The organism is Bacillus sp. JST-5 (assembly GCF_057747715.1).
Genome location: NZ_JBYLHW010000081.1, coordinates 1 through 10,489 on the forward strand (window position 1 = coordinate 1; position 10,489 = coordinate 10,489).

Genomic DNA, 10,489 nt, shown 5'->3' on the forward strand with positions numbered 1-10,489 from the left:
CTTCCGTGGTCTTCGCCCAATCTAACCAGGCTCGACTTCCCTTTGTCCTCCATAGGAGGTCTCTTTTGACGAGGCGGCAGGATTCACTTTATGTTACGGTCTGTTGATTTGCTCGCACTCTCCAAGAGAGTTACTTTGTCACAGGGCTTCAACCTTAGGATTTCTCCACCAGTTGCCTGTCAGCTACCGAGCGTCTTGGCACTTACTCGGGTTGGACTTGCACCAACTAGCAGATAACAGCTTAGCTGGGCACGCTTAAATAAAATGGAAAGCCAGTGAAACTTTAAAAGAAAAATTTCACTGGCTTTTTCAATGATGAAGTGGGTTTTATCCCAGCCTCTTCGTATATTAAAATTTACGCTGTGCTACGTTGATGCGGTTCATAGCACGTTTTAACGCTAGTTCGGCCCGTTTAAAATCAATGTTTTCGCGCTGTGCATCTTGAAGGCGTTTTTCAGCACGTTCTTTAGCTCTTAATGCACGTTCTACATCGATTTCTTCTTGTTTTTCAGCCGCTTGAGCAAGAATGGTTACTTTATCCGGGCGGACTTCAAGGAATCCGCCGCTAACTGCAACTAGTTCTGTATTTCCGTTTTTCATTAGGCGAACTGCACCAATTTCTAACGGAGCGACCATCGGAATATGGCCTGGTAAGATACCGAGTTCACCGCTTTTCGCTTTCGTACTTACCATTTCCACATCTGATTCATATACTGGGCCGTCGGGAGTTACGATACTGACAGTCAATGTCTTCATTTTTTACCCTCCTCGGTCCCAAATATTATACTTCTACACCCATCTCTTGGGCTCTTTTAATTACATCTTCAATCGGACCAACTAAACGGAATGCATCCTCAGGAAGATGGTCATATTTACCTTCTAAAATTTCTTTAAATCCACGAACAGTTTCTTTCACCGGTACGTATGATCCTGGTTGACCAGTGAACTGTTCAGCTACGTGGAAGTTTTGTGATAAGAAGAATTGAATACGACGAGCACGATGAACGACTAATTTATCTTCATCACTTAACTCATCCATACCTAAAATCGCGATAATATCTTGTAATTCACGATAACGTTGTAATGTTGCTTGTACTTGACGTGCTACATTGTAATGCTCTTCTCCTACGATTTCAGGAGATAATGCACGAGAAGTAGAAGCTAATGGGTCCACCGCTGGGTAAATACCCATCTCTGAAAGTTTACGCTCTAAGTTTGTTGTAGCATCTAAGTGTGCGAACGTTGTAGCTGGAGCTGGGTCAGTATAGTCGTCCGCTGGAACGTAAATCGCTTGAATAGATGTTACAGAACCTACGTTTGTAGACGTAATACGTTCTTGTAATTGACCCATTTCTGTCGCTAATGTTGGTTGGTAACCAACGGCAGATGGCATACGTCCAAGCAACGCTGATACCTCAGAACCTGCTTGTGTGAATCGGAAAATGTTATCAATGAAGAATAGAACGTCTTGTCCTTGTTCGTCACGGAAATATTCAGCCATTGTTAACCCAGTTAACGCAACACGCATACGCGCACCAGGAGGCTCGTTCATTTGTCCGAATACCATCGCAGTTTTGTTAATAACGCCAGAGTCTTTCATCTCATGGTAAAGGTCATTTCCTTCACGTGTACGCTCACCAACACCTGCGAATACGGAAATACCACCGTGTTCTTGAGCAATGTTATTGATAAGTTCTTGGATTAATACGGTTTTACCTACACCCGCACCACCGAAAAGACCGATCTTACCACCTTTAATATAAGGAGCAAGTAAGTCAACAACTTTAATACCAGTTTCTAAAATTTCAACTTCTGTTGAAAGTTGTTCGAATTTTGGTGCTGGTTTATGAATTGGTTCTCTTGGTACATCGGAGGCAATTTCACCGTCTAAGTCAATAGCCTCACCTAATACGTTAAATACACGTCCTAATGTTGCATTACCAACTGGTACTGAAATAGGACCGCCTGTATCGATTACTTCCATTCCACGTTTTAATCCGTCTGTTGACGCCATCGCAATTGTTCTTACGGTATCATCCCCTAAATGAAGGGCAACTTCAAGCGTTAAGTCAATATCAACTTCAGTATCACTTTCTGCTTTATATTGAACTTTTAACGCATTGTAAATTGCAGGAAGTTGACCGCTTTCGAACTTAACGTCAACGACCGGACCCATAACTTGGAGAATGCGTCCTTTATTCATCTATTTCCCTCCTAACAGTCTCGTTATCATGGCTGAAGTGTATCTACATCTTTATTAAGATACAATCTCATTATTCTAATGCAGCTGCACCGCCGACAATTTCCGTAATTTCTTGCGTAATGGAAGCTTGACGTGCACGGTTGTAGCTTAATGTAAGTGTATTAATTAATTCGATCGCATTATCTGTTGCATTCTTCATCGCTGTCATACGAGAAGCATGTTCACTTGCTTTTCCGTCTAAAATCGCGCCGTAAATTAAGCTTTCTGCATATTGAGGAAGGAGAACCTCCAAAATCTCTTCTGCAGATGGCTCAAATTCATAAGAAATGAGTTTGCTTGTTGTAGAAATGTCTGTTAATGGAAGTAATTTCTTTTCCGTTACTTCATGTTGGATCGCCGTTACATAGTGGCTATAGTACATATAAATTTCATCAAATGTACCATCCGCAAACATTCCTACTGCTTTACTTGCGATTTCTTTAATATCCATAAATGATGGTTGATCTGGTAGACCAACGATATCTAGTACAACATTTGCGCCTTTTTTGATAAAAAAGTCTCTACCAACTCGACCAATCGCAATAATGCCGTATTCATCCGTAGAACGATGACGTTCTTGAATGGATTGATACACTTTACGAATGACGTTCGAGTTATAAGCACCGGCTAAACCACGATCAGCCGTAATTACGATATAAGCCGTCTTTTTCACTGGGCGTGAAACGATCATCGGATGGCTCGCATCGTTACTTCCTATCGCAATACTAGCCACAACTTCCTGAATTTTTTCCATGTAAGGAACGAATGATTTTGCATTCATTTCCGCACGGTTTAATTTGGAAGCTGATACCATTTGCATAGCCTTTGTAATTTGGCTCGTTTTCTTTGTTGAGTTGATCCGACCTTTTATTTCGCGTAATGATGCCACTGGTTCTCACCACCCTTTTTCTAAATTTAGTTTAACTGATTACTCAGACACAGCAAAAGTTTTCTTGAATTCAGTAATTGCTGAATCCATTGCTTCATCAGCAGGGAGGTTGCCAGTTGTACGAATTTCTTCAAGAAGGTCAGAACGATTTTTATCTAACCATACGTAGAATTCATTTTCAAAGCGACGAATGTCTTCTACTGGGATGTCATCTAAATAACCTTTTGTTAAGGCATAAAGAATCATTACTTGTTTTTCAACTTTAATAGGTTTGTGTAGATCTTGTTTTAATACTTCTACTGTACGAGCACCACGTGCAAGCTTAGCTTGAGTTGCTTTATCAAGATCTGAACCGAATTGTGCGAATGCTTCAAGTTCACGGTAAGACGCTAAGTCTAGACGTAGTGTACCGGAAACTTTTTTCATCGCTTTAATTTGCGCAGCTCCTCCTACACGGCTAACGGATAAACCAGCGTTAATAGCTGGACGTACACCGGAGAAGAATAAATCAGATTGTAAGAAAATTTGTCCGTCCGTAATTGAGATAACGTTCGTTGGAATGTATGCAGAAATGTCACCTGCTTGTGTTTCAACGAATGGTAGCGCAGTTAAAGAACCGGCGCCTTTAGCATCACTAAGTTTTGCAGCACGCTCAAGTAAGCGAGAATGTAGATAGAATACGTCACCAGGATAAGCTTCACGACCTGGAGGACGGCGTAATAGTAATGAAAGCTCACGATAAGCCGCTGCTTGTTTAGATAAGTCATCATATACAACAAGGACGTGTTTACCGTTGTACATGAATTCTTCACCCATTGTTACACCTGCATACGGAGCAAGATATAGCAATGGAGCTGGTTGAGATGCAGAAGCTGTTACAACGATTGTGTAATCTAATGCACCATGTTTACGTAATGTTTCAACAGATGTACGTACTGTTGATTCTTTTTGACCAATCGCAACATAAATACAGATCATGTTTTGGTCTTTTTGGTTTAAGATTGTATCGATCGCAACAGATGTTTTACCTGTTTGACGGTCACCGATAATTAACTCACGTTGTCCACGTCCGATTGGTACAAGCGCGTCGATCGCTTTAATACCAGTTTGTAATGGCTCATGAACAGATTTACGATCCATAACACCTGGTGCTGGACTTTCAATTGGACGAGTCTTTGATGTATTGATTGGACCTAGTCCGTCAACTGGTTGACCAAGAGGGTTAACAACACGACCGATCAATTCTTCACCAACAGGTACTTCCATGATGCGTCCTGTACGGCGTACTTCATCACCTTCACGGATACCAGTGAAAGGTCCTAATATAATAATACCGACGTTGTTTTCTTCAAGGTTTTGGGCCATACCCATTACACCGTTGGAGAATTCAACAAGCTCACCAGCCATAACATTGTCTAAGCCGTGAACACGAGCAATTCCGTCCCCAACTTGGATAACGGTACCAACGTCGCTTACTTCCATTTCTGCCTGATAATTTTCAATTTGCTTTTTTATCAGTGCACTGATTTCTTCAGCTTTGATGCTCATGAATTTCACCCCTTATTACGATTGTTAGCCTATAAGTTCACGCTCGAGGCGTTCTAATTTGCCGCGTAAACTTCCATCGAAAATTCGATTTCCAACACGGATCTTAAGTCCACCGAGCAAATTCGTATCTATTTCGTTATCAATCACGATTTGTTTTTTGCCTAACTTTTTCGAAAATGTTTCAGCTAATGCTGTTCTTTCATCTTCTGTTAGGAGTCTAACGGAATATACCTTCGCTTCCGCTAATCCTTTATCTTCATAAGAAAGTTTGATAAATTCTTCTGCCATTTCACCGATAATATTTGCACGATGACGGTCAACAAGAATCATTAAAGTATTCAATACATATACTGAGGCAGAAGAGAAAGCTTGTTTTATTAGCTCTTTCTTCTTTTCTAGCGAAAGTTTAGGAGATTCTAGGACAGTTTTTAAATCTTTGGAAGATGTAAAAATATCTTTTACAATTTTCAGTTCAGATTCAATGCTGTCAAGTTGTCCATGTTCTTTTGCCAGCTGGAAAAGAGCTAATGCGTAACGTTTCGCTACTGTAGATTGACTCATCGCTCTTCTCCTACCTCTTTTAAGTATTCTTCAATTAATTGAGCTTGATCTTTCTCACTAAGTTCTTTTTCAATGACTTTAGATGCGATTAATACAGATAGAGAAGCCACTTGCTCGCGAAGGGCTGCCACTGCTTTTTCTTTTTCTTGCTCGATTTCCATTTTAGCTGCTTCTTTTAAACGAACAGCTTCTGCTCTTGCAGCTTGGATGATTTCTTCTCGTTGCTCATCTCCAAGTTTTCTAGCATTGTCGATTAAGCTTTGAGCTTCTTGTCGAGCATCTTTTAACATTTGACGATGTTGTTCAAGTAAAGCGTCCGCTTCTTTTTTCGCTTTTTCGGCAGAATCTATTTGATTAGCAATATGCTCTTCACGTTGTTTCATGATGCCCATTAACGGACCCCATGCAAATTTCTTTAAGAGCGCTAACAAAATTAAAAATACAATCAGCTGATAGACAGCATCACCAAGTGTAACACCGCCTGCTCCTAATACAAAGCCGCTTGTTAACACGCTCGATTCACTCCCTTCAAAGAGTTATCCTAGTTCAGATTTATCATGAATCACGTTCATTTCGTGATAATAAACATAAAGGAATGGCGAAGGTTCTAATGAATGATCTTCGCCATTTTAAACTTAAAATGTTATGCTGCAGTTCTAACCATAAATGCGATTACAACCGCGATAATCGGAATCGCCTCAACAAGAGCTACCCCGATAAACATTGTAGTTTGAAGCATACCACGAGCCTCTGGCTGACGTGCAATACCTTCAACTGTACGAGATACGATAAGACCGTTACCAATACCAGCTCCTAAAGCTGCTAAACCAATTGCAATTGCTGCTGCTAATGCACCCATTTAAAAAGTCCTCCTTTAATTTATAAAAAATTGTATTATTTTTTTGTTCAATTAATTGAACATTATATATTAATGGTCATGACTTACTTTGTGAGCCATGTAAACCATTGTTAACATTGTAAAGATAAATGCTTGGATTGCTCCAACGAAGATACTAAATCCTTGCCATGCAAGCATTGGAATGGCTGCACCTATTGCACCACCAACACCGCTTACACCTAATGAAACAAGTAAACTTAATAAAATCTCCCCGGCATAAATGTTTCCGTAAAGACGGAGACCGAGAGTTAAAGTGTTTGCAAACTCTTCAATAATTTTAATTGGGAACATAAACCAAAACGGTTTAAAGAACTCTTTCCCATAAGCACCGAACCCTTTAAGTTTCACACCATAGTAGTGTGATAAACCTACTACCATTATTGCCAATGACAATGTTACAACAGGGTCGGCTGTCGGTGATTTCCACCATAGTTCGTGGTCAACGACAATGGCGAATGGTAAACCAAGCATGTTAGCAACAAATACATACATGATGAGCGTTAATCCTAAAATGTGGAATCTTGCGCCTGATTTCCAATCCATTGTACTGTTAATGATATTTCTGACAAAATCAACCACCCATTCGAGGAAGTTTTGTCCTCCAGTTGGTTTCATCGCTAGTCTCCTAGTACATAAAACAGCGATGATAAATACGATAACTGCTGTGACAGTAATCATTAATACGTTTGATAAGTTGAAGTCTAAACCTAAGAACGTATATATAGGAGCTTTATGATCCACGTTCTTCACCTCTCTTCCCTACTCATGACGTTTAAAGACGATAATGAAAATGGAATCTATCATAATGACAATATAAAATGTCATTAGTCCCAATACAGCACTGATTAAATCAATATATTCCGAATACTCGTAGGCTACTAAAACGACTAATGCAGCTGATGCAAATCTAGTAAAAGTCCCTAAAGTTGCAAATTTTTTCCCGCTTTGTGTCGCTTCACCTAATCTTCTCGTTTTTCGGACCATTACCCACAAATTATACAGGCTTACACTTGTACCAAAAATTAACCCTAAAAACACACTTTGATATGGAGTAAATCCCCATCCGAGCACATATAGAGATAACAAGTATAGTATGTATTTTTTATATCTAGTAAACATGCTTTCAAGTTCAAGCATTTATCTAATTCTCCTGTAAATTCATACCTTCATAATGAGTATTTCTTTTATTGTGGCAAGTCCGATATGGTAAAACGAGGTCAAGATTCTCGGAAATGAATTCAAACTAATAGGTTGATTTGGATGAAAGGTCACATACCCATTGACCAAGATTTCATCAAATATTCGTGGATAACAAAATCTTCATGAATCAAAAATGAAAACCTTATCAAAGTTACCCTTTATGAGCATACAATAGGCTAAACATGATGTCAATTCTTTGGTGTGAAAAAGTTCACTTTCATTTCATTCCAAATTTTATTGTTCACAAAATTATCATATTTTATAAAATTAGGAAACGATTTAAAATGTTGGATAAAGAAAATCTATTTTTTAGACGATTTTCCCTGCTGAAAAAAATTAAAATGCTGCCTTAATTAGCAGCATGAGGTTTTTTCCTAATTTCTATCATCTGTTCAATATAATCTTCTTTTCCATCCTTTCTTGCAAAAATAATCCCTAAATAGACACCATCTTGTGGCAAATCTTCGTACGGAATTTCATTTTTAATCATGCCTCTTTTCACATTTCGGTGCCAATCGATAAATTGAATAAACCGATGAGTGTCAGGATCATACAAGGCGATTCCCATTTCATCTGCTCCTTCTGGGAGATAGGTTTCATATCTGTACGTATTTGGCCGATCTCCTTCTACCATCGAAAAACCCATAATTCTTGGATAGTTAGGTTCTTCTACCACATAAAGATATGGCAAATGTATCGTTTGGGATCCTGCATGAACTTTTACGAATCCATCATATATGTTGCTTTTTTTATGCTCGGATTTTAACCAGATAGAAATCTTCACTTGTTTACTTTCACCAGGATTTAATAAAAAACGATTAGGCAACTCCCATTGAAGCTCTGGGTTCACGTGCGGGATTTCAAAAGAATAGGATTGTTGTTGTTGACTAACATTTTTAATGGTTATCATTGTTTCTTTTTCATCTCTTCTTTTTCCATGAACTTCCCCAAACAATAAATGTCCTGGCATTATGAGGCTTTTCGTTTCGATTGCTTTATCTAATTGAATGCGTCCGGCTCCTTGCTCATATGTTTTATAAGGATTTCCATCTTTTTTATATAAAATTTTTGCCGTATTCATTAAAGCAGCCTTCACTTCTTCCGGGCTCCAATCAGGGTGTGCTTGTTTAATGAGAGCACATGCACCTGTTACATGCGGGGCAGCCATACTAGTACCATCTAAAGCAAGGTATCCATTTGGTACGGTACTTTCTATAGCAACTCCCGGCGCTACTACTTCGGGTTTAATATCCCATGAGTGTGTCACCGGTCCTCTTGAACTAAAATCCGCTAATTGATCGACTTCATGTACCATCTCTATATTGGCCAAAACCGTTTTTCCATTTAAATTTAGAAGGTATTCCCCGTCTTTTTTTGATATCGCAGCAACTGGAATGGATAGCGTTTCATCGAGCTTCCCTTGGAAAGTACCTTCTGTATTATTAAAGATGAGGACGGCCTTTGCTCCATGTTTGAGAGCATTTATTGCTTTTTGTGTAAAGGTAATTTTTCCTCGCTTTAAAAGAACTATTTTTCCGTTTACTTGCTTAAAATCGTTTTCTTCTCCGTATCCTCCATAAACAATTTCATACGAACGATCTAATTTCCAAGAAGCAGAGCCAATCAGAGGTTTTATTGAAATTTTTCGCTCATTTACTACTAAATAAGGTACATCTAAAGGTGGTGTCGATGCTCCAACAGATATGGCTTTTTCACTTGTTCCTGGTGTTCCTACCGTCCAAAGTTGAGGACCGGAATTTCCATTAGAAGTAACAGCGATGATTCCTTTTTTCACAGTATTATCTAATGCGATACTAGTCGGTAAATCAGGACCATTGATGGTCGTTCCTAATGAAAGGTTGATGATATCTACTCGATCTTTTATCGCCTGGTCAATCGCCGCTAACACATGTTCGGTCGTGCCAAATCCCCCAGGACCTAATGCCCGATAAGCAATTATTTCTGCATCTGGAGCAATACCTCTCATTTTTCCATTGGCGGCAATAATCCCTGCTACATGTGTTCCGTGGAACGTATTGTACGGACCATAGTTAATTGTTTCCATCGGATCTTTGTCTTGATCAATAAAATCTTTACCGCCTTTAAAATTTTTCCTTAAATCAAAATGATTGTAATCAATCCCGGTATCGATAACACCAATTTTTATTCCTTTTCCTGTCAAACGGCTTCCTTTTTCATCTAAAATATGTCTTACTTCATTGGTCCCGATAAAATGAATGGAATTTTCCCCATTTGCTTCGTATGGATATGAGGGATACAGATGTTGTATTTCTTTAATTTGTTTTAGTTGTTCTAATTCTTTTATTGGTCCTTGAACAGAAAATCCTTGTAAAGCGTGGGTATATACATGACGCAATTGAATGTTGGGGTAAGGGGAAATCATGTTTTGTATCTCTTCCCTAGTCAACGGTTCTTGCAACGTAACAATGGAGATTTTTTCTTCATGTTCTTTTTCTTTCGGAAGTGGTGGGAGGGAACGATTGAACGTGGCATATGCTTGATGTGGAATGATGAATAACAAAGCTAAGAAGATCAATACTTTTTTCATCGTACACCCCCCTTTATTGTTTAGCATTGCTTTAACGATTGAGGGTATACGTCCTTTTCTTTTTTCAATTATTGGAAGAGGCAAATGAAATGATTAAATGAGGCAAAACTAGGCAAATTTTTTTAAAAAACATGTTTGGAAAAATTGTTTTCAAGTAAAGAAGGAGTAAAATTTGAAGAGTTCAATTTCTCCTTAAATTTCATATTTGACTCTAAATTAAATGTTGAGGTTTTAGGAAATGATTTGTCACTCGTGAATATGAATGGGCAAGTCGAAGAAAATCTTGCAACTAGGCTGATTTTATTTGCAAGTCGTTGTTCAGAGGGTAAATTGGTTAACCAAGTGTTCGAAAAATCTTGCAACTCACATTGATATATTTGCAAGTTGATCGACCAGCAGTGCATTATTGAACTAGTATGCGAAAAAAACTTGCAACTACGGTCTGACCCCCTAATTTTCGGACAAAAATTCGTCTATTCTCTGTTTTTCTTAATTTTTTATTTTTTTACCTTCTTCACCTTGGACTCATTCTAAAGGATGTCATTCATGAGTCAAGCCTACTTCGCTTGACTCTTTCATTCC

The 10,489-nt window shown here is 38.7% G+C and carries 10 protein-coding genes; all 10 read right to left on the reverse strand.

Annotated elements, in window-relative coordinates; all coding sequences use genetic code 11:
* Window positions 1–348: 348 nt before the first annotated feature.
* The 10 genes from AC3ASS_RS12575 to AC3ASS_RS12620 all read right to left on the reverse strand — a co-directional run bounded on the left by AC3ASS_RS12575 (window position 349) and on the right by AC3ASS_RS12620 (window position 9,907).
* Window positions 349–756 (reverse strand): F0F1 ATP synthase subunit epsilon, encoded by a 408-nt coding sequence (locus tag AC3ASS_RS12575; protein WP_488283870.1) that lies wholly within the window; start codon window positions 754–756, stop codon window positions 349–351.
* Between the two features lie 25 nt (window positions 757–781).
* Window positions 782–2,203, reverse strand: a complete 1,422-nt coding sequence (gene atpD, locus AC3ASS_RS12580) for a F0F1 ATP synthase subunit beta (RefSeq protein WP_488283871.1) — start codon at window positions 2,201–2,203, stop codon at window positions 782–784.
* Between the two features lie 70 nt (window positions 2,204–2,273).
* Window positions 2,274–3,131: an ATP synthase F1 subunit gamma gene (gene atpG, locus AC3ASS_RS12585; RefSeq protein WP_488283872.1), complete on the reverse strand. Its 858-nt coding sequence runs from the start codon at window positions 3,129–3,131 to the stop codon at window positions 2,274–2,276.
* A gap of 39 nt (window positions 3,132–3,170) precedes the next feature.
* A complete protein-coding gene (atpA, locus tag AC3ASS_RS12590; protein ID WP_488283873.1) occupies window positions 3,171–4,679 on the reverse strand; it encodes a F0F1 ATP synthase subunit alpha in 1,509 nt (502 codons plus the stop codon).
* A 24-nt stretch (window positions 4,680–4,703) separates the two neighbouring features.
* Window positions 4,704–5,240: a F0F1 ATP synthase subunit delta gene (locus AC3ASS_RS12595; RefSeq protein ID WP_488283874.1), complete on the reverse strand. Its 537-nt coding sequence runs from the start codon at window positions 5,238–5,240 to the stop codon at window positions 4,704–4,706.
* Window positions 5,237–5,752, reverse strand: coding sequence for a F0F1 ATP synthase subunit B (locus AC3ASS_RS12600; protein WP_488283875.1), 516 nt, complete (start codon window positions 5,750–5,752; stop codon window positions 5,237–5,239). The genes AC3ASS_RS12595 and AC3ASS_RS12600 overlap by 4 nt, the downstream gene beginning before the upstream one ends.
* Window positions 5,753–5,883: 131 nt before the next feature.
* The gene (atpE, locus tag AC3ASS_RS12605) at window positions 5,884–6,099 is read right to left on the reverse strand and encodes a F0F1 ATP synthase subunit C (protein ID WP_488283876.1); all 216 of its coding nucleotides are present in this window, start codon (window positions 6,097–6,099) and stop codon (window positions 5,884–5,886) included.
* A gap of 69 nt (window positions 6,100–6,168) precedes the next feature.
* Window positions 6,169–6,879, reverse strand: a complete 711-nt coding sequence (atpB, locus tag AC3ASS_RS12610; RefSeq protein WP_488283877.1) for a F0F1 ATP synthase subunit A — start codon at window positions 6,877–6,879, stop codon at window positions 6,169–6,171.
* An 18-nt stretch (window positions 6,880–6,897) separates the two neighbouring features.
* A complete protein-coding gene (locus AC3ASS_RS12615) occupies window positions 6,898–7,275 on the reverse strand; it encodes an ATP synthase subunit I (RefSeq protein WP_488283878.1) in 378 nt (125 codons plus the stop codon).
* Between the two features lie 412 nt (window positions 7,276–7,687).
* Window positions 7,688–9,907 carry a S8 family serine peptidase gene (locus tag AC3ASS_RS12620; RefSeq protein ID WP_488283879.1) on the reverse strand — a complete coding sequence of 740 codons (2,220 nt, stop codon included), beginning with the start codon at window positions 9,905–9,907 and terminating at the stop codon, window positions 7,688–7,690.
* Window positions 9,908–10,489 lie beyond the last annotated feature (582 nt).

What these genes read in the sequence shown, in the direction of transcription:
- AC3ASS_RS12575 (WP_488283870.1), bottom strand. Translation starts at nt 756, where the DNA reads ATGAAGACATTGACTGTCAGTATCGTAACTCCCGACGGCCCAGTATAT.
- atpD (WP_488283871.1), bottom strand. Translation starts at nt 2,203, where the DNA reads ATGAATAAAGGACGCATTCTCCAAGTTATGGGTCCGGTCGTTGACGTT.
- atpA (WP_488283873.1), bottom strand. Translation starts at nt 4,679, where the DNA reads ATGAGCATCAAAGCTGAAGAAATCAGTGCACTGATAAAAAAGCAAATT.
- AC3ASS_RS12595 (WP_488283874.1), bottom strand. Translation starts at nt 5,240, where the DNA reads ATGAGTCAATCTACAGTAGCGAAACGTTACGCATTAGCTCTTTTCCAG.
- atpE (WP_488283876.1), bottom strand. Translation starts at nt 6,099, where the DNA reads ATGGGTGCATTAGCAGCAGCAATTGCAATTGGTTTAGCAGCTTTAGGA.
- AC3ASS_RS12615 (WP_488283878.1), bottom strand. Translation starts at nt 7,275, where the DNA reads ATGCTTGAACTTGAAAGCATGTTTACTAGATATAAAAAATACATACTA.
- AC3ASS_RS12620 (WP_488283879.1), bottom strand. Translation starts at nt 9,907, where the DNA reads ATGAAAAAAGTATTGATCTTCTTAGCTTTGTTATTCATCATTCCACAT.